The sequence below is a fragment of the Thiomicrospira sp. S5 genome, assembly GCF_003991075.1.
In the GTDB taxonomy this organism is placed as follows: Bacteria; Pseudomonadota; Gammaproteobacteria; order Thiomicrospirales; family Thiomicrospiraceae; genus Hydrogenovibrio; species Hydrogenovibrio thermophilus.
The window spans coordinates 838358-857726 of the sequence record NZ_CP014470.1 but is presented as its reverse complement, the minus strand read 5'-3'; the positions used below and the strand labels follow the sequence as shown (position 1 = coordinate 857726).

17 protein-coding genes are annotated in these 19369 nt (G+C 51.8%); 8 read left to right on the top strand and 9 right to left on the bottom strand.

All coding sequences use genetic code 11. The features are described from left to right. Positions 1-2: 2 nt before the first annotated feature. From purU to AYJ59_RS03825, 3 genes are all read right to left on the bottom strand, one after another. Positions 3-854 (bottom strand): formyltetrahydrofolate deformylase, encoded by an 852-nt coding sequence (gene purU / locus AYJ59_RS03835; RefSeq protein ID WP_029938813.1) that lies wholly within the window; start codon positions 852-854, stop codon positions 3-5. Between the two features lie 498 nt (positions 855-1352). Further along, positions 1353-1562, bottom strand: a complete 210-nt coding sequence (locus tag AYJ59_RS03830) for a cold-shock protein (protein WP_029938814.1) — start codon at positions 1560-1562, stop codon at positions 1353-1355. Between the two features lie 195 nt (positions 1563-1757). Beyond that, complete coding sequence (locus tag AYJ59_RS03825) at positions 1758-2765, bottom strand: YbgA family protein (protein ID WP_127119279.1); 1008 nt, start codon at positions 2763-2765, stop codon at positions 1758-1760. Between the two features lie 213 nt (positions 2766-2978). On the opposite strand from AYJ59_RS03825, the gene hemH reads away from it, so the two are divergent. Next, a complete protein-coding gene (gene hemH, locus AYJ59_RS03820; protein WP_127119278.1) occupies positions 2979-4097 on the top strand; it encodes a ferrochelatase in 1119 nt (372 codons plus the stop codon). Between the two features lie 45 nt (positions 4098-4142). Here the strand turns inward: hemH and folM are convergent, their stop codons facing one another. The 5 genes from folM to AYJ59_RS03795 all read right to left on the bottom strand — a co-directional run bounded on the left by folM (position 4143) and on the right by AYJ59_RS03795 (position 8905). Then, positions 4143-4850 (bottom strand): dihydromonapterin reductase, encoded by a 708-nt coding sequence (gene folM, locus AYJ59_RS03815; RefSeq protein WP_127120366.1) that lies wholly within the window; start codon positions 4848-4850, stop codon positions 4143-4145. 119 nt (positions 4851-4969) lie between these two features. Beyond that, a complete protein-coding gene (gene arsJ, locus AYJ59_RS03810) occupies positions 4970-6178 on the bottom strand; it encodes an organoarsenical effux MFS transporter ArsJ (protein WP_127120365.1) in 1209 nt (402 codons plus the stop codon). Between the two features lie 11 nt (positions 6179-6189). Continuing rightward, entirely contained in the window at positions 6190-7215 is a 1026-nt protein-coding gene (locus tag AYJ59_RS03805; RefSeq protein WP_127119277.1) for an ArsJ-associated glyceraldehyde-3-phosphate dehydrogenase, read from the bottom strand. A gap of 69 nt (positions 7216-7284) precedes the next feature. After that, complete coding sequence (locus AYJ59_RS03800) at positions 7285-7869, bottom strand: MTH895/ArsE family thioredoxin-like protein (RefSeq protein ID WP_127119276.1); 585 nt, start codon at positions 7867-7869, stop codon at positions 7285-7287. A 70-nt stretch (positions 7870-7939) separates the two neighbouring features. Next, on the bottom strand, positions 7940-8905 hold the full coding sequence (locus AYJ59_RS03795) for a permease (protein ID WP_127119275.1): 966 nt from the start codon (positions 8903-8905) through the stop codon (positions 7940-7942). Between the two features lie 234 nt (positions 8906-9139). Here AYJ59_RS03795 and AYJ59_RS03790 point away from each other — a divergent pair, with 234 nt between their 5' ends. The 5 genes from AYJ59_RS03790 to AYJ59_RS03770 all read left to right on the top strand — a co-directional run bounded on the left by AYJ59_RS03790 (position 9140) and on the right by AYJ59_RS03770 (position 15471). Then, positions 9140-9493, top strand: coding sequence for an ArsR/SmtB family transcription factor (locus tag AYJ59_RS03790; RefSeq protein WP_127119274.1), 354 nt, complete (start codon positions 9140-9142; stop codon positions 9491-9493). Positions 9494-9612: 119 nt separating this feature from the next. Then, entirely contained in the window at positions 9613-10953 is a 1341-nt protein-coding gene (locus tag AYJ59_RS03785) for an FAD-dependent oxidoreductase (protein ID WP_127119273.1), read from the top strand. Then, complete coding sequence (locus AYJ59_RS03780) at positions 10937-11977, top strand: CobW family GTP-binding protein (RefSeq protein ID WP_051673426.1); 1041 nt, start codon at positions 10937-10939, stop codon at positions 11975-11977. The genes AYJ59_RS03785 and AYJ59_RS03780 overlap by 17 nt, the downstream gene beginning before the upstream one ends. Positions 11978-12144: 167 nt before the next feature. Continuing rightward, positions 12145-13095 carry a GTP cyclohydrolase FolE2 gene (folE2, locus tag AYJ59_RS03775; RefSeq protein WP_029938826.1) on the top strand — a complete coding sequence of 317 codons (951 nt, stop codon included), beginning with the start codon at positions 12145-12147 and terminating at the stop codon, positions 13093-13095. Between the two features lie 303 nt (positions 13096-13398). Next, positions 13399-15471: a BCCT family transporter gene (locus AYJ59_RS03770; RefSeq protein ID WP_029938827.1), complete on the top strand. Its 2073-nt coding sequence runs from the start codon at positions 13399-13401 to the stop codon at positions 15469-15471. 99 nt (positions 15472-15570) lie between these two features. Here the strand turns inward: AYJ59_RS03770 and AYJ59_RS03765 are convergent, their stop codons facing one another. Next, positions 15571-16041 carry an Lrp/AsnC family transcriptional regulator gene (locus AYJ59_RS03765; protein ID WP_206197895.1) on the bottom strand — a complete coding sequence of 157 codons (471 nt, stop codon included), beginning with the start codon at positions 16039-16041 and terminating at the stop codon, positions 15571-15573. Between the two features lie 376 nt (positions 16042-16417). Here AYJ59_RS03765 and AYJ59_RS03760 point away from each other — a divergent pair, with 376 nt between their 5' ends. Beyond that, positions 16418-18049 carry a 2-isopropylmalate synthase gene (locus AYJ59_RS03760; protein ID WP_237260367.1) on the top strand — a complete coding sequence of 544 codons (1632 nt, stop codon included), beginning with the start codon at positions 16418-16420 and terminating at the stop codon, positions 18047-18049. Positions 18050-18385: 336 nt separating this feature from the next. Next, a complete protein-coding gene (locus AYJ59_RS03755; protein WP_127119272.1) occupies positions 18386-19261 on the top strand; it encodes an SMP-30/gluconolactonase/LRE family protein in 876 nt (291 codons plus the stop codon). Positions 19262-19369: the final 108 nt, after the last annotated feature.

The window sequence follows — 19369 nt, the reverse complement described above, 5'->3', positions numbered from 1 at the left end:
TCCTAAGCGAACACAACGGTTTTATTGCCGTAAACCAACACTCGGTCTTGCAAGTGGTACTTCAAGCCGCGTGCCAATACATTCTTTTCAACATCTTTCCCGAGCACCACCATCTCTTCGGCGGACTCGCTGTGCGACACGCGCGCCACGTCCTGCTCGATAATCGGTCCGGCATCCAGATCTTCGGTGACATAATGACAAGTCGCCCCAATCAGCTTCACCCCGCGCTCGTACGCTTGATGATAAGGCTTGGCCCCGATAAACGACGGCAGGAAACTGTGGTGGATATTGATAATCTGGCCTGGGTATTTTTGGCATAACGCCGGCGGAATGATTTGCATGTAACGCGCCAACACGATGGTATCCGCTTGATAGTGATCCACCCAGTTGACGACCTCGTCAAACACCTGCGGTTTGTTCTCAGGCGTCACCGGAATATGCAGATACGGAATGCCGTACCATTCGACCAAGCCTTTCATATCCAAATGGTTGGAAATCACGCACGGAATCTCGCAGTCGATTTCGCCACTGCTCCAGCGATACAACAAATCCGCCAGACAGTGATCCTGCTTACTCACCATAATCAACACTCGTTTTTTACGGCTTGAGGCCGTCAACTGCCACTTCATGTCGAATTCGTCGGCGATTTTGGAAAAGGCTTCGCGAAACGCCGTTTCATCCATTTGGATGTCGGTGATTTCGTTACGCATAAAAAACTGACCGGTGTGTCTATCCGCGTGATGATTCGCCTCGGCGATCATGCAATCGTTTTCCGCCAAAAAAGTCGACACTTTGGCGACGATTCCCACACGATCCGGGCATGAGATGGTTAAAACATATGAATTTTGCTGCATTATTTCCCCCCGAGAAACTTTGATTCATATATTAAGACTTCTTCATTTTCATTTCAAGAACTTTTTGTTCATTTTATGAAAATATTTTTAACGTAACGAAATGCCGGACTGAACCAAAGATTAAGGAGAAGGAAATGAATAGCGAGACCGCCCGGTTAGACAGGGCTTGAAAGAAGAAACGTCGAAAAAAACAAATGATGATGACTTATATAAGGTCGGTTAAAACGAAAATGAAACACCCAAAAAGGTATACCGACCGTTTGACGATTAAAATATCGACAGTCTCGTTATATAGACAGTTATATAAATGTATAAGAGAGTGAATATAAAAGAGAGGCGCTTTATGGAAAGGCCCTTAGCAGACTGTACGTCTTCTTAATAACGGGACAATAAAATGCTTTTGAAAATGGGGGAAGAGTAACCGGACGCTGAAATGCGGGCACAAAAAAACCCTCGTATTGAGAACCAATAAAAGGGCTTAAGAATGTAAAACAGAGATTATACGGCGGTAACGTTCTCTGCTTGTGGTCCTTTCTGACCTTGCGTCACTTCCATGGTAACCGATTGACCTTCGGCCAATGTCTTGCGGCCGGTTCCGTTAATGGCTGAGAAGTGAACGAACACATCCTTTCCGCCCTCTTGCTCGATGAAGCCGAAGCCTTTCTCATCGTTGAACCACTTAACTTTGCCTGTAACTAAATCTGACATGCTTTTTCCTTTCTAACAAATAAAACAACTCCCAAACCCTGACTGAAATTTAAAAAATTTAAACTTGTCAAAAACTTAGGAAATTTCATTATAAGGAAAATCCATAGAAATTCTTATTAATTTTTCGTATTTCCGAAAAAAGTCAAAAGTGTCGTAAAAAAGCCACAGAACAACAGCTTAACCGCTGAATACCCTCTAACGATAAGCAGTGATTTCGGACCGCAAAGCCAACTCCGCCGGATAAGGCTGGAAAAACACCTGTGTTTCCAGATAGTCGGAACCATAATGACTCAAGAACTGCTGCAACACCTTAATCACCGCAATCAACGGCACAATACCATTGCGGAACTCCTCAACCGTTTCCCGATAATGTGTCTTTTCCTGTTCGGTCAGCTGTTTTTTGAAGTAGCCGTAAAGATGGTCCAGCACATTAATCACACTGCCGCGCTTGGAGCGGTGTGCCAATAACGCATGCAATTTGGTTTCATACGCTTTCAAACAATCCGCCAGGTTTTCCTGAGTGGTCTCCGCCACAATCGGCCCCATCTCCCGATAAATCGATTCAGACTTCGACAACAGCAGATATTTATGATCACGATGAAAGGCCTGAAAATCCACCACCGAAGGATGCCCCGACATGAACTCACGCCAGCGCGCGGTGGTGAAGACCCGCATCATAAAGTTTTCCCGCAACCAGGCATCCTGCAAACGGCCTTCTTCCTCCACCGCCAATTCAGGTGACTGACGTTGCAATTCCGCGGTAAACAACCCCTGGCCCATTTTATCTTGCGAACCGAACCATTCCCCGCTCGGACGATAAATCTTGATGCGTTCCAGCCCGCAAGTGGGTGAACGCGACTTCACCACGGCGCCGTCAACCCCTTGCTGCAACAGCTTCGGCACCATTTTGTCGTTATAACGTTGAATGCCCTCGGTCACATCCTGCTCGGTGCGCGTGCCACGCACACGAATCGTACCGTCGACATTCACCAGCCGAATGGTCTCTCTTGGTGTCCCCAGCACCGGCGCTTCCGGGCAGAACGGCAAAAAGTCGGCGTATTTCGCCAAAGCCTGATTGATAAAGTCGTCCTGAGCATGACCACCGTTATAACGGCATTCCGTTCCCCGCAAGCAGTCGGACACGGCAATTTTCAATCTCGGAAAGTGTTCCCCGGAAGCGGGCAATGACGTCGACGTCGGCATAATCGGCTCCTTACAATATGACAAAATCATTCCAAGAATGATATGTTATACAAAACATATACAATATTGTACAACCACTACAATTCAATTATACTCTTTTCTCATCGACTGACATCCTTCCCAAGCGAAAGGAAACCGTCGCGCCGTTTACCTGACGGTAAAATCGGTCTAAAATGGCGCAAGCCCTTATCCGGAACCAGTACAGGACCCCTTATGGAATACAAAAACTACACCGCTTACCAACACGGTTCGGAACCCGCTGTCGGCGTTCTGATCACCAACCTGGGCACACCCGACGCCCCCACCAAAGAAGCGCTGAAACCCTATTTAAAAGAATTCCTGATGGATCCCCGCGTCGTGGAACCGCCACCGGCGCGCTGGTTATGGAAATTGATTCTGAACCTCATCATTCTGAACACCCGCCCGGCGAAATCGGCGGAAGCCTATGAAGAAGTTTGGGGACATTACGGCGAAGGCTCGCCTTTATTGGACATCAGCAACCGTCAGTTAGCCGACATCGAAGAAAAGGTGCGCGGCCATTTTAGCGGTCGCGTTGAATTTGCGCTGGGCATGCGTTACGGCAATCCGTCGATTGCCGATGCACTCAAATCCTTACAGGAACGCAATGTGCAACGCCTGATTGTGTTGCCGCTGTATCCACAATACGCCGGTGCCACCACCGCCTCCACCTTCGACGCTGTCACCGCCGAACTGCAAACCTGGCGCTGGATTCCGGAAATGCGCTTTGTGCGCAACTACCATAAGCATCCCGGCTACATCAAAGCGCTGGCGAACAGCATCCGCGAACACCAGGAAAAGCACGGCAAACCGGATTTACTGGTGATGTCATACCACGGCATCCCGAAACGTTATTTCGATAATGGCGACCCTTACCCATGCGAATGCCGCGCCACCTCACGACTGGTGGCCGAAGAACTCGGTATTGGCCCGGACGATTACATGGTCACCTTCCAGTCGCTGTTCGGGAAAGAGGAATGGGTCAAGCCTTACACCGACGCCACCTTGAAAGGCTTACCGGCCAAAGGCGTCAAACACCTGCAAGTCATCTGCCCGGGCTTCTCCGCCGATTGTTTGGAAACCATCGAAGAAATCGACCAGGAAAACCGCGAGTATTTCGAAGAAGCCGGTGGCGAAACCTTCAGCTACATCCCGGCGTTGAACGACCGCGACGATCACACCAGCGCCTTAATGGAAGTAATTTTGCAACAGACCAAAGGCTGGCCGGAAAGAGACGGTTTTGACGAAGCGGCCGCGCAGGCCGAACGGGAATTGCAAGCCAAGCTGACCCGTGCGCAAGGCGCGAAGCATTAAAAGGCATTCCACCGACGTTCGACAAGCGCGTTAAACGAAACGGCGTTACGCTTTTTTCTGCCCGAGTGACACGGTCGAGCCCGTAGCATTCGGGCTGTCCATCAGAAATCGCACCGCTTGCCAAATCGATGCCTCGCCCGGTTCCACCGGAATGGCGCTTTCCGCCAAACGCTTCTGGCGATACGCGTCGGAATCTTCAGGATGAAAAATCACCAGGCCGGGTGCAATGTTATTGACTTTAATGTGCGGCGCAAACGCCTGGGCAAACGATTGGGTCAAGGAGGCCAAACCCGCCTTCGACGCCAGATAAGCTGCATAATCGGCATGGCCGTCTGCCACTTTCACATCCGTCAACGCCACAATATCCGCCGTGGCCGCGGACGTTTTTTCCAGTAACGGGCGGCAGGCCTGGTTGATTCGATACGGCGCTTCCACATGCACCGCCAGCAAATCGGCCAGCAAGCCCGGGTTGGCGTCCACTTGCACATCGGTCGCCCAGAGCGATGCATTGTGAACCACCGCACGCAAGCTCGCGACCTGCTGCGGCAAACATTGTAAGAAGGTGTTCAAAGAAGCGGAATCGGTGAAATCCACTTGAAACCCCAAAGCGCCCTGCGCTTTCAGCTCATCCACCGCCGGACGTTCGGTGCGGTACGTAAAGACCACCACTTGGCCTTGCGCCAAAAATTGTTTCGCCAGATACAAGCCGATGCGCTGCCCGGCTCCGGTAATCAAAACGGCGTCTTTTAGCATGGCAGTCAATGCGACAGCTCCTTATTTCCAGACCATTTTCCAGCCAAGGCCGTTTAAGCATTTTCGCCAGGCCTGGGCAAAGTTCATATTGCCCTATTCTAACGACTTTATGCGCCCTTTTATGCGGTTTTTGGCATCGGCTGCGCTTTCAGCACCAACAGCCCGGCCGACAACACCATCAACGCCGACAACCATAACGTCATTTCCATACCCGACACCTGATACACCCAGCCGGATAATACCGTGCCCGCCAACCGCCCGGCGGCATTGGCCATATAGTAGAAACCGACGTCTTTAGAAGTGCCGTCCGCATCGGCATACGACACAATCAAATACGAATGCACCGCCGAGTTCAAGGCAAACACCACCCCGAACACCAGTAAACCGCCCACCAAAATCACTTGCGGTGAATAGGACAAGGTCGCCGCCATCAGCGCGGGCACAACGGCTAAGGCCAAGGCCAGTTTCATCGCCGTGGTGCGCGTCGGGTTGTGTTCTTGGTCGGCGTCGCGCCCCTTTTTCAACCCGGTCCATTTCGGTGTGGTCGCCTGCACCACGCCATAACCGATAATCCACAGCGCCATAAAGGTGCCCACTTCGGTGTGCGACCATTGCAACACGCCTTGCAGATACACCGGCAAAGCCACCACAAACCACACATCGCGTGCGCCGAACAAAAAGAAGCGCGCGCCGGACAACCAGTTAATGGCCGGCGACTTGGAAAACATTTCCTGGAATTTCGGTTTGTTTTGCGCCTTGCCCAATTGCCCGTCCAGATAAATAATCGAAAAGAACAGCGGCACCAGAATCAACATCACCAACACGAACAACGCATACTGAAAGCCCACCGCGCCCAGCAACACGGCACCGATAAAAAAGCCAACCCCTTTCAAGGCGTTTTTCGAACCGGTCAGCACCGACACCCAACGATATAACTGCCCGTCCGTATCCGGTGCCAGACTTTTAATCGCACTTTTCGCCGACATTTTATTGAGGTCTTTGGCAATGCCGGACAAGGCCTGCGCCGCCATCACATAAGCCACCGACAACCATTCCGGCGACACCGCCAACATCATCAAGGCGATGACCTGCAAACCCAGACCGATGTTCATGGTCACATTCAGGCCCAGACGAGCGCCCAACCAACCGCCAAACAAATTGGTAACAATGCCGAAAAACTCATAGAACAAAAACAGCATGGCAATTTCCAGCGGGCTGTAACCCAACTGGTAGAAAAACAACAACACCAACATACGCAAAGCGCCGTCGGTGATGGTAAAGGCCCAATAATTCGCGGTAATCAAGCCGTATTGTTGTTTCAAAGACATCGCCATCCGTCTTACTCCTGCTCTGCCACCCGCTGATTCAGATCCCCGACCTTCACCGCCAGTTCCATCATGCGAGTGACATAGCCGATCTCATTGTCGTACCAAGCCAGCAGCTTCACTTGAGTGCCGTTCACCACCATCGTGGAAGGCGCATCAATCACCGACGAACAGCTTTCGCCTTCATAATCCACCGACACCAATGGGCGTTCTTCGTAGCCGAGAATACCGTCCAAATAGGTTTCCGAAGCCGCTTTCAACATCCGGTTAACTTCGTCCACCGAGGTTTCCCGTTGCATCTCCAACACCAAGTCCGTCAAAGAGGCATTCATAAACGGCACCCGAACCGCCAAACCGTTCAGCTTGCCGTTGAGTTCCGGAAAAATCGTGCCGATAGCTTTGGCCGACCCGGTGGAGGTTGGAATCAGCGATTCAAACGAGGCACGCGCGCGGCGCAAATCCTTATGGCCGTGATCCACCACCTTCTGCGTGTTGGTGCGGTCGTGCATGGTGGTGATGGTGCCGTGCTTGATGCCGATTTGTTCGTGCATCACCTTAATCACCGGCGCAATGCAGTTGGTGGTGCAGGAAGCCGCCGTGATAATCGGGTCCAGGCCTGGTGAAAACACCGCATCGTTGATGCCCATGACGATGTTTTTCACCCCTTCCTGCATCGGTGCGGCGACAATCACTTGCTTAACGCCCTGGTCGAAATACGGCTGCAAACTTTCACGCGTACGGAATCGCCCGGTGGCCTCAATCACCACATCCACGCCCAGCTCGCCCCAAGGCGTGTCGGCCACCGCCTCATTCGAGGAGTAACCGATCAGCGATTCCTCCACCCGAATGCCGCCGTCCTCCGCTTCGGCGTCATGCCACCAGCGTCCATGCGCCGAATCAAAATGCAGCAAATGCGCCGAGCCTTCAGCATCGGTCGCCGTCTCATTGATGTGCACAAATTCCACATCCGGCCAGTCGTAGGCCTCACGCAAGGCCAAGCGGCCCATGCGTCCGAATCCGTTGATTGCCACCTTGACCATCTTTTGTCTCCTCAATTTCAATCCGTTTCGAGTTTACGGCTTTGCCGTCATCCAGAAATGACGATTTGATTAAAACCAGCTGGCGATACGTTGCCGATCCGGTACGCTGCCGGTATGCACCACCACTTCGTCAATGACCACGCCTGGCGTGCTCATCACACCGTAACCGGCGATTTCGGCGATGTCTTCCACCTTTTCCAACTCAATGGCCACGCCTTTCTCTTCGGCCACCGCCTGAATCAATCTCGCGGTGGTTTCGCAATTGGCGCAACCACTGCCCAGCACTTTCACCACCTTGGCATTGTCATCATAGGTCGCACCACAGGCCGTGGTTTGCACCGATGATTCATCCGCACCTGTATCACCTCCGCAACACGGCGTCTCATCCAACGCCGCTGCTGATTTGGAAGACGCCTTTGAGCCAGAAGTATCACAACTCCCGCTGGGACAGCATTCGCCGGTTTTCGACAGCTTGCCCACCAGATTCGACGGACACCAGCCCGTGAAAGTCGCCTGCAAGCCCATCCCTGCGGCAAACACCGCTAGCCACAGCCAATTCCAGCGCGTCAAATCGGTTTGCCCGGTGGCGTGCGCCAACGCAATCGCCAACAACACCATCAACGTCATCATCCGCACCATTAAGTTCCCTTTCATTGTTTCACTCTCCTAATCATTCAACACTCTCTAAATCGCCCAGGCCTGGCTAAAATCAACCAAACTTCGGTCACACCGTAAAAGCGGCGTTAAAGCCATAACCGACCAAAATAAACGCCACCGTCAAGACACCGGCGAACACGGCCAGCGCCGGCCAGCGAATCACTTTTCGCAAAATCAGCAATTCCGGCAGCGACAAGGTGGCAATACTCATCATCAGCGCCAAACTGGTGCCGATGGGCACGCCTTTATTCAACATGGCCTCGATAATCGGAATCACTCCGGTCGCATTCGAATACAGCGGCACACCGACCAGCACGGCCGCGGGCACACTCCACCAGTGGCCCGCATCGGCCAAAGTGGATTCGATCCAGGCCTGCGGCACATAACCGTGAAAAGCCGCCCCGATACCGATACCGGCAAAGACCCAAAGCCAAATGCGTTTGACGATGACTTTCACTTCGTTCCACGCGAATGCATGCCGTTGCGAAAAGCCGCCGCTTTGTGCCTGAGCTTCCTGCACCTGACGCATTTTAATGTCCCAGACATAGGCTTCCACCCAGCGCTCCGGTTTGAACCATTCCATCACCATCGAGCCGACATAAGCCACTACCACGCCGGCCAACACATACAACAACGCCACTTCCCAGCCGAGAATGCCGATCAGCAACACCACCGCCACTTCGTTAATCATCGGGCTGGCAATCAAAAACGCGAAGGTGATGCCCAGCGGAATACGCGCTTCCACAAAACCGATGAACAACGGCACGGAAGAACAGGAACAGAACGGCGTCACACCGCCCAGCCCAATCGCCAACGAACGGCCCAGCCACTTCGGCTTGCCGGCCACGACTTCACGCACCTTTTCGGTCGAGACAAAGGCCCGTAACAGCCCCATCAAATAAATAATCACCACCAGCATGACAAAAATTTTCAGGGTATCCATCACAAAAAACTGAACGGCACTGCCCAGAGCGGATTCTTTCCCAAGCCCCAGCCATTCGAACGCAACCTGGTTTCCGATCATGTCAAACATTCCATTTCTCCATAAGCACGCCGCACAAATCAGAAAGCGCTTTTAAACAACACTAAATCTGCATAAACAGATATATTAAAACCTCTTAACGGAAAATACAATCAAATCAATCACAAAATTGATACAATAACGTAACAATTAATACTGTTTTGCCGAGCCAGACCTGTGGGTATATTTGCTCAAATGGCTATCCGGCGCTATGATAAACGCTAGCACAACATAGGAATTCCACCCGTGGCCTTAGACCGAACTGCACAGATTTTTAAAGCTCTCTCCGAACCGCTGCGTTTGCGTATCCTGCATTTGCTGTTGCTCCGGGATTCTCTGTGCGTTTGTGACTTGGTTACCGTTTTAGAACAAGGGCAAAGCACCATTTCGCGCCACCTCACGTATCTGAAAAACGCAGGCCTGGTGAAATCCTGGCGAGAAGGCACCTGGATGCATTACGAACTGGTCAATAACACCCCGGCTCCGCTGTCCTTCGAAACCCTGAAAAACCACCTGACCCAGTTGCCGGAATGCGAAACCGACTTCGCCGCTTTGCAAGAATATGAGAAAATTCAACCCCGTAGCTGCCAGCTCAGCTGAACCCCATAACCGCATTCAATCCAACGACATCAGAAAATTCGCATTCATCGCGATTAGTCAAACCCTAAAGAATTTTATATAATACTTGGCTCCCTGAATTCGAATGGATTGAAATTCCTATGCAAAATCGTACATTTGATGTCGTGATCGTCGGCGGTGGTATCACCGGAACCGCGCTCGCCTATACACTGGCTAAATACACCGACATCAAGTCCATCGCCATCCTGGAAAAATACGGCTCTTTATCCCCGTTAAACTCCAATGCGCGCAGCAACAGCCAAACGTTGCACTGCGGCGACATCGAAACCAACTACACTTTGGAAAAAGCCATTTCCGTCAAGCGTACCGCCAATATGCTGGTGAAGTATGCCGAACAGGTCGATAAAAACGATTTCCTGTATAAGTTCCCGAAAATGATTCTCGCCGTCGGCGACGATGAATGCGAGCGTCTGGAAAAACGCCACGAAGAATTCAAGGAAGGCTTCCCGTACATGGAACTGTGGGACGCCGAAAAAATCGCCGAAGTCGAACCCAAGGTTGCGCTGAAAGACGGCAAACCACGCCCGGAACGCATTTTAGCCAGCGGTTGTACCGACGAATATTCCGCCGTCAACTACGGCAACCTGTCAAAATCCTTTATCGACAGCGCCCGTAAAACCGGCAAGGACATCCGGGTTTCCCTCAGCTCCAAAGTGGACCGCATCATCGAACTGGAAGACCACTACGAACTACAAACCGCGCACGGCACTTATGTCGGCCGTTTTGCCGTGGTGTCCGCCGGAGCGCACAGTTTGTTACTGGCCAACCAACTCGGGCATGGCATGAACCTGTCCACCTTGCCGATGGCCGGAAGTTTCTATTTCGCACCGAAAATGCTGAACGGCAAGGTCTACACCATGCAAAACGACAAACTGCCGTTCGCCGCACTGCATGGCGACCCCGACTTAACCGAGCCGGACAAAACCCGCCTAGGGCCAACCGCCCTGGTTCTGCCAAAACTGGAACGCTACACCGGCGGCACCTATATGGACTTCTGGCGCTCGTTGAAACTGGACACCAAAGTCTTGCGCGTGTTCTGGGATTTGATGAAAGACGGCACCATCCGCAATTACATTTTCCGCAACTTCCTGTTTGAAGTGCCGTGGTTGAACAAAAAATTGTTTGTCAAAGATGCCCGCAAAATCCTACCGGATTTGACCACCAAAGACCTGACTTATGCGGAAGGTTACGGCGGTGTGCGCCCACAGGTCATCGACAAGACCACCAAAGAATTGAAACTGGGTGAAGCCAGCATCGTACCCGAGCACGACAACATCATCTTTAATATGACACCGTCGCCAGGTGCCACCACCTGCCTGGGCAACGCCTATCGCGACGCCAAAATCATTTGTGAACGTCTCGGCGTAAATCTGAAACACGACGAACTCGTCAACGATCTGTTGGATGGCAAAGACCTATAAGCAGGACGTCCCCATTCCCGTTACGCTGGTAACGGGATTGCTCGGCAGTGGCAAAACCACCGCCATTCACCGGCTGTTGCAACAGCGCCCCGCCGGTGAAAACTGGGGGCTGCTCATCAACGAATTCGGCGAGATCGGCATTGACGCCGCCACGCTCAATGCCGATAGCCCATGGATTGAAGACGTCACCGGCGGTTGCATCTGTTGCAGCGCTCAGTTCGGCTATCGCCAAGCTTTGCAAAAGCTGTTACAGCATCCACTGGACCGCATTTTGGTCGAACCCACCGGGCTCGGTCATCCGGCGCAGGTTATCGACACCTTAAAACAATTCCAACCGCATATTCGCATCGCCGGTGTATTGCTGGTCATCACCCCGCAACAACTTACGCCGGAACGCTGGGCCAAATCTGCCGTGATGCGCGACCTGGTCAACCTCGCCGATACGGTTCTGCTTAATAAAACCGACCTCGCCAATGACGACGACATCCGCCAGGCCGAACAACTGTTGCAACAAACCTACCCGCCGAAAGAATCGATTTTGCACACCCGTTTGAATGCCGAATGTGACTTTCCACCAGGCCTGGTGGATTTTAAACAAACCAAACCGGCCTTTACCTTACTCAGCGGCCTGCATGAACACCAGCAACAAACCGAAACCTGCGCTCTCCCCGGCGAATCCAAACTGTCGCATTGCCTGCAACGCCAAGTGCAAACCGGCCACACCACCAGCGTTGGTTGGCAGTTCGACGCCCACATCCAGTTCAACCGCGTGGCGCTCAAAGCGTTTATCGAACAGCACACTCATCTGATTCGCGCCAAAGGCATCCTGCGCACCGGCAACGAATGGCAATTGCTGAATGTGATTAATAACCAAATCCGATGGCAAGATATCGCCTGGCGGCAGGACAGCCGGCTGGAATTATTGCTCGAAACCGCTTCGGACACCGCCTCAGAAAACGACTCGAATACCCTTATCGACCAGCTGGAAACGGCTCTCAGCACCTGCCTGATCGACCGTTCTTAAAATCACTTATGAGAAAATTTATTTATTATCATGAATTATTTTCACAGTAAATGATACCCATTCCCACAAGATATGGTATACTTCTCCTCTTTTTTAAAATATGAGCTCAACTTTGTTTTATCCGGGCGGACCGAACAAAGACCTCAATCAAAGCCGAAGGAAATTGCATGACGAAGCACATGCCCGATATCGCTTGCCAACCCCACCAAGACCCACAGGGAAAACTCAACTGGGTCGGAATGAGTGGCATTGAACTGCCAATCCAGCTACAACAAGATTCGCAAAACACCCTAACCCTATCCTCGCAGGTACAAGCCTACGTCAGTTTGGACGACCCTTTAAGCAAAGGTATCCACATGTCGCGCCTGTATCTGATTTTGGATGAAACCGGCTCGAAAGCGCCGTTAACACCGGCCAGCATCCAAAGCATGCTACAAGCCTTTATCGAATCGCATCAGGGGCTCAGCCAAAACGCTTTTGTCGAATTCCGTTTCGACTATTACGAAAGACGCCGCTCCCTGAAATCCGATAACTCCGGCTGGAAACACTATCCCTGTACGATGCGCGGTGAAATGCGCGACGGACAATACGAATGCGAAGTCAGCATCAGCGTGCCCTATTCCTCCACCTGCCCGTGTTCTGCGGCCCTGTCTCGTCAATTGATTCAGGAAGCCTTCGAACAGCAATTCAACGGTCAGGCACTGGACTACAATCAGGTGCTGGAATGGCTCGGCACGCCGGAAGGCATCTGCGCCACACCGCACAGCCAGCGCTCTTATGCGCAGATCAAACTGAAAGTGGATGCGTCGCACGACCTGAACCTCTCCACCGTCATCAATCAGATTGAAGACGCGGTGAAAACGCCGGTGCAATCCACCGTCAAACGTGAAGACGAACAGGAATTTGCCCGTTTGAACGCCACCAACCTGATGTTCTGTGAAGACGCCGCGCGTCGCATGCAAGCCAAACTGGAAAGCTGCACCGAATATCAAGACTACTGGGTGCGCGTCAACCACTTGGAAAGCCTGCACCCGCACGATGCGGTGGCGATTGTCACCAAAAACGTGCCGGGCGGTTACACCGACGAACCCAACTTTATGGATCGTTTCGAGCACTAAACTCGAGTACTTAATCTTGCATTAAAGCCATCGCAAAACCGCTGACTGCGGTTTTGTCTTTTTTTGCCTGCACAGGCTTAAACACCTTAAAGCTGACTCCAGGACTTGCCCAATCCTTTTTACCTTACATTTATGAGAGCTTTGCCGAAATTGGGTCAATACCCCAGCAAACAGGCGTAATCGCAAACTCATTTTAACTTTGTTACAATCTTCACATCAAGGCAAGTTTTTAGAAAAAACACTTACGATTTCAACCCTAATAAACGTCGCTTTTAATCCATTTAAAGCAGAAAGGATTCTAATTTGGACACCGCACCAACACCCTCCCATAAATTCAAATCCGCCCTGCTGTTGCCGGTTTTCATTCCGGCTGTCAGTGTCATTTTTCTAATGATTATCGGCACCCTCAGCAATCCGCAACTGGCAGGCGAGCTGTTTGCTGAGGTGCTGGCCAGCATCACCCAGAATTTCGGCTGGTTTTATATGCTGTCTGTCGCCATTTTCCTGGTGTTTATTTTTGCGGTGGCGGCCTCACCTTGGGGCAAAATCAAACTGGGGCCAGACCATGCCGAACCCCAGTACAGCTTCACCGCCTGGTTTGCGATGCTGTTTTCCGCCGGTTACGGTATTGCCCTGTTATTTTTTGGCGTCGCCGAACCGGTTTTACACTATGCCACCCCACCACAAGGCTCGCCCGAAAGCATCGACTCCGCAAAACAAGCCATGCAGATTGCTTTTTTTCACTGGGGATTTCATATCTGGGGCATTTATGGATTGGTCGGACTGACACTGGCGTATTTTGCGTTTCGTCACGGCCTGCCACTGTCCATGCGCTCAACGCTGTTTCCATTAATTGGGGACCGCATTCATGGCCCGATGGGGCACACGGTGGACACCTTTGCCATTCTCGGCACCGTCTTCGGCTTAGCCACTACCCTAGGGTTATCGGTGGCGCAAATCAACACTGGACTGAATTATTTGATTCCATCCATTCCTGTCTCGGTAAATGTACAGATACTGGCGCTGGCCGTTATTACCTTGCTGGCCACCATTTCCGTAGTCGCCGGCATGGACAAAGGCATTAAACGGCTTTCGCTCATCAATATCGGTCTCGCCGTGGCGTTAATGATTTTCGTATTTTTGACCGGCCCAACCATTTTTATTTTAGAAACATTTTTACAAAACACCGGCAGCTACTTAAGCGGCATTGTAGAACGCACTTTTAACCTACAAGCTTATGTCCACAGTGACTGGATTGGTAACTGGACCCTATTTATCTTTGGCTGGACCATTGCTTGGGCGCCCTTTGTCGGGCTGTTTATCGCCAAAATCAGCCGAGGGCGCACCATTCGCCAATTCGTGTTCGGCGTTTTGCTGGTGCCCACCACCTTCACCTTCTTCTGGTTTTCCGTCTTTGGAGACACCGCACTCTACATGATTATGCAAGAAGGCTATACCGCCTTAATCGGCGAAGTTCAGAACGACACCGCCATTGCGTTATTCCAGTTGTTTGAACACCTGCCGTTATCAACTGTCACCTCGACGTTGGCGGTACTGCTCATCATTACCTTTTTCGTCACCTCGGCCGATTCCGGCTCACTAGTGGTGGACTCGCTGGCCTCCGGTGGTGCCATGGAAACACCCGTGTGGCAGCGTATTTTCTGGGCGGGTTTACTGGGCACTGTCGCCGCCGTGCTGTTGCTGGCCGGTGGCCTGAAAGCCCTGCAGACCGCGTCCATTGTCAGCGCCCTGCCGTTTGCGGTGATTATGCTGATTGCCGCTTTCGGCATGTGGCGAGCGCTCAGCATTGAAACCCACCGCGACAGCAGCCTGGAGCAGGCCTTGCAGCAAAGTCGGCACTTTCATCAGCGCAAAGGGTATGGCTGGAAAGACCGTCTGGACAGTCTGGTGGACTACCCGGACGAAACCACCGTCAGCCAATTTATTACAGAAACCGCATTACCGGCTATGAACAGTGTGCAGAAAGAGCTGTCACGACGCGGCTGGGAAGCCCAGATTCATCATGAAGAAGCCCCTCTCAGAGTCCGCATTGAAGTGTTGAAAGAGGATCAGATGGATTTCATCTACGAAATTCGTCTGTGCGAATTTACCATTCCACTGTTCGCCTACCCCGAAATGGAGGCGGAAAGTGAAGACGTATCCCTTTATTATCGTGCTGAAGTCTTCCTGCGTCGCGGTGGACAAGCCTATGATGTGTACGGTTATGACCGTAACGACATCATCAGCGACATTTTGGATCACTTCGAACGCTATCTGCACTTTTTAAACAATTCACCAGGCCTGCTGCCTTGGCGTATGGAGCAACACGACGAACAGTTGCAACCCAAACCCGAGAGCGACGAGGAAAAAACTTAAAAAACCTTGCAAGAACTGTGCAACAAACCACCAGGCCTGGGCAAAACACTGAGCAAATCCCCAGGTCTGGTCGTTTTCATTGTTATGGCCAAAACGCCATCACCCAATAGGCAAGGCTGTTTTATCCACTACCTTACGCAACACAAAACTGGTGTGCACCCCGCTGACGCCTTCGATTTGGGTAATATGATTCAGCAGCAAATCCTGATAGGCTTCCAAATCCTTCACCACCACCTTCAACTGGTAATCGGCGGTTTGGCCGGTGAGCAGCAGACACTCCACCACATTCGGCAAGGCTTGTATCGCATCGTCAAACGCTTCAAACCGTTCATGTGTGTGTTTATCCATGGAAATGTGCACCAACGCCATTAAGTCCAACCCCAATGAACGCGCGTCCAACAGCGCACGATAGCCGAGAATCACCCCGGCGGTTTCCAAAGCTTTAAAACGGCGCAGACACGCCGACGGCGACAAACCGATTTGGTCGGCCAATTCCTGGTTGCTCAAGCGGCCGTTATTTTGCAACGCATTGAGGATGGCTTTGTCGTATTTATCCAGCTTATTAAGCATAGTCTTAACCATTTATTTAACGTTTATTTTTATCCTAGAAATAAAATATCAAATAAATAGATAAAATTGGAATTAAATTGCTAAAAAGGTGTTTTTTAATCACGTTTTCACAATTTAATCGCTTCAAGAAGTTGTTACAATTTTTTTCCAGAGAGCAAAGAACTTGCGAACTCTATTAGGGAACCGCTATTGATTCTGGACGGAGCAGATTGAGAGTCAAAATTTGTGCTCTCAAGGCGGGAATCGCACGTAATAGCCAGCTATTGCGAAGATTTCCAACGCAGATAGAACGAATTTTGGACTCAAGATGCCTGTTCATGAATCAATAACGGCTCCCTTTAACAGAACTCCAATTTTTAAAGCGACAGGAAAACCGATGAACCGCATGAGACCTGAAAAATATCGCCCAACCGAGACACCCGATTTACCCAATCGTCAGTGGCCGGACCGTCGCCTTACCCAGGCGCCGATTTGGGTGAGTGTCGACTTACGAGACGGCAACCAAGCCTTAGCCAACCCGATGACTGTCGAGCAAAAGCTGAAGCTGTGGGATCAATTGATTGCGATTGGCTTCAAAACCATTGAAATCGGCTTTCCGTCGGCCAGCCAATTGGAGTTCGACTTTACCCGCCGTTTGATTGAGGAAAATCGCATCCCCGAGGACGTGACCGTTCAGGTTCTGGTCCAGGCCAGGGAGCATTTGATCAAACGCACCTATGAAGCGCTGAAAGGCGTGAAACAAGCCGTGGTGCATGTTTACAACACCACGTCTACCGTACAACGCGAAAACGTTTTCTGCAAATCGAAAGCGGATATCAAAACCATGGCCATTCAGGGCGCGCAGTGGGTGAAAGCCTATGCCGAGCAAACCCCGGAAACCCAATGGACCTTTGAATATTCCCCGGAAAGCTTTTCCCAAACCGAAACCGATTACGCCGTGGAGGTCTGCCAGGCCGTCATGGACGTTTGGCAACCGACGGTGCATAACCGTTGCATTTTGAACCTGCCGTCCACCGTGGAAAGCACCTCGCCCAACCGTTATGCCGACCAGATCGAGTATTTCGTGACCCATTTGAAAAACCGCGATGCGGCGATTATTTCGGTCCACACTCACAATGACCGTGGTTGCGCCGTGGCCGCTGCGGAACTGGCGATATTGGCCGGGGCCGAACGCGTGGAAGGCACCTTGCTGGGCAACGGCGAACGCACCGGCAATATGGACATTGTCACGCTGGCGATGAACCTTTACAGCGAAGGCATCGACCCGCAATTGGATTTGTCGCGCCCCGACGATTGGATTCCGGTATTGGAGGAAGTCACCCGCATCGACACCCATATTCGACACCCGTGGGTCGGCGAAGCGGTTTACACCGCCTATTCCGGTAGTCATCAGGACGCCATCCGAAAATGCTTGATGCGCCAACAGGACGACCAACCCTGGAACGTGGCCTATTTACCGATCGACCCGATGGACATCCATCGCAGTTACGAAGCGATTATCCGCGTCAACAGCCAATCCGGCAAAGCCGGTGCCGCCTTTGTACTGACGCAGGAATACGGATTGAATCTGCCGAAATGGGTTCAGCAGGATTTCGCGCCCGTCGCACAATCGGTGGCGGAAGACGCCGGCGGCATTGTCAGTCATCAAACGCTGTTCGAGGCCTTCAACCGTCATTACGGCATCAACCAACCGCAAGCCACCTTGAACAATTACCAACTGTCCCGAAAAGACGGCAAAGAACATTTGAGCGTGGAGGTCAACGGCGAAACCTGGCAAGGACAAGGCAACGGCACTTTGAGCGCGCTGTGTGATGCCTGGCAAAGACGCACCGGACAGCAAGTGGACGTGTTGGACTACAGCGAACATGCCATGCAGCAAGGCAAGGAAGCGAAAGCCATCGCCTATGTGTATGTGAAACAGAAATCGCAAAACACCATCGGCATCGCCACGGCGGACGACACCGTTTCGGCCATGATTCAGGCGCTGCTGTCCACCGTCAAAACGTGATGGCCAAAACCGTTCTTTTTGCCAGGCCTGGCCACAAGCCGCGTCACCCTGAGCGAAGCCGAAGGGTCTCAAGCAGGGTGGCATCGTCTGAACGGTTTACGTTTGTCGGCGTGAGATGTTTCGACTTCGCTCAACATGACCGCCGTGAGGTTCGGCATGACACCGTTTTAAAACTCTGTACCCAGAGGGCATAAATGCCTCAGTGCCTCTGTGGTTCAAATCAGCTTTTCCCCAGGCCTGGCGGTTTGTGTGATTTCATATTCGTTGCATAAAGCTTGAAGGATTTTTGCTAAAATCAGATTGGCAACGTTTTTTCACTTACGGAAAGGAAACACCATGATATTCAAACACGCCGCTTTACCTTGGTTGTTGGCCGTCACTCTGCCGTTTTCAGTGCAGGCTGAAACGATTCACATTAAAGACGTCGGATTCGCCACACCGGAAGCGATGGAATACGACGCCGACAGCGACACCTACCTGGTCGCCAACATCAACGGTAGCCCGTTTGAAAAAGACGACAACGGCTTTATTTCCAAGTTGTCACCGGACGGCAAAGTGATTGAATTGAAATGGCTGGATGGCGCCAGCGACGACATCGCACTCAACGCGCCGAAAGGCATGGTGACGCAAGACGGCAAGCTTTATGTGGCCGACATTGACCGTTTGCGCGTGTTCGATTTGAGCAGCAAAAAACAATTGGACGACATCGTCTTTCCCGGCAGTAGCTTCATTAACGGTGTCAGCCCGGCACCGGACGGCGGCTTATACGTCACCGACAGCGGCATGGCCCCCGGCTTTAAACCCTCGGGCACCGAAGCGCTTTATAAGGTCGATGCCAATGGCAAGGTCACCCAACTGAAACGCGGTAAACTCGGCCACCCGAACGGTGTTTACGCCAAAGGCGATACTCTCTGGATGGTCACCCTCGGTTCCGGCCAACTACGCACCATGACGCTGGACGGCACGGAAAAATCGCGCATGACCTTACCGTTCAATCGTCTGGACGGTTTGATTGTGACCAATGACAACCGCCTCATCACCTCCAGCTGGAAAGCCAAAGGGGTTTACGAAATCACCCCGGACGACCATTTGGAATTGATTGTCGGCGACCTGGAATCTCCGGCGGACTTGGGCTACGACAGCCAACGCAACCGCTTGTTGATTCCGTTGTTCCTGAAGGACGAAGTGGTCATTTACTCACTGGACGACTAAAGACTCTGCGATCCAGGCCTGGTGATTTTAAGTTGTCTCAGGCCTTTGATTCATTTAGGTCTAGCCACAAAACACTCACCTCAGGGAAACTGTTTGAATCATTTTTTC